The organism is bacterium, from assembly GCA_024228115.1.
Classification (GTDB): Bacteria; Myxococcota_A; UBA9160; order UBA9160; family UBA6930.
The window spans coordinates 1-931 of sequence record JAAETT010000535.1; the positions used below are offsets into that span (position 1 = coordinate 1).

Annotated in this window: 1 protein-coding gene; it reads right to left on the reverse strand. The window is 61.1% G+C overall.

Annotation, left to right across the window (positions count from 1 at the left end; all coding sequences use genetic code 11):
- Positions 1–89: 89 nt before the first annotated feature.
- Entirely contained in the window at positions 90–596 is a 507-nt protein-coding gene (locus GY937_21945; protein MCP5059375.1) for a hypothetical protein, read from the reverse strand.
- Between the last annotated feature and the right edge of the window lie 335 nt (positions 597–931).

Genomic DNA, 931 nt, shown 5'->3' on the forward strand with positions numbered 1-931 from the left:
GACCCGGAAGATCTGAATCGGAATCCGGAACGGCGGGCTGCGTCGCCCCCCGGCCAAATGATCAGATTTCTACGCTTCTGAGTGAGCGTCTACACCAGCGGCCCGAGCGCCGCCTCGATCGTGCCAATTCCAGCCTCGTCGTAGTACGAGGTCGTGATGCCGTCCGTGGGATCCGTATCGGTCGAGAACGCGATCGTCGACGGATGCACGGTCCCGCCGTTGAGATCGGTCTCTCCGAAGAGGAGTGCAAGATCGGAGGCGGGGGCGGGGCGCTCGACTGCACCGCCGATCGCCTGGGTCACGACCTTTCCTGCTGTGCCTCCGTCGAGACCCGTGAGTGCGCCGTACTCCGTCGCAAGCCCTGTGACGAGGGAGAACTGGCGTTTCGCGCTCTGCCACGAGTTCGCCCCTTTGTGCTGGACGACCCAGACCTCATGCGTCCCCAGGGGAAGATCGATGTTGGCGTGGAGGCGGTCTTTTGTTGGCGGCGTGCCGTCGGCCAACGTGAACGATGACGTGATGTCAATCGGGGGATCCTGAAGCCCCTCGCGAAGAAAGACCTCGTGGTACTCACCTGCCCCGCTGTCCTTGAGCACGAGGATTCGGACGTAGGCGGACGATGTCGCGATCTGAGCATTTTGCCCAGGCTCGAGGACAGCGGGTTTGTTCGGATCCGGATTACATCCTGATCCCGCCCCAAGGACGCAAGCCCAGAAGATGAGGAAATATGACCCCACCCGAATGAGGGGGGCATCACCAACTTTCTTCTCACCGCGCCGCGCTGAACCGTGCCTAGCCCGAATAATTCATGAAGAAGTCGCGTTCCTGAATTGAAGAAGGCCCCAGTTGCGGTAGAAACGTGTTGCGACACGCGTTTCCCCTCAACAAGGGCCCCTTCATGAAGCCGGATACTACCGCACAGACTGTCACC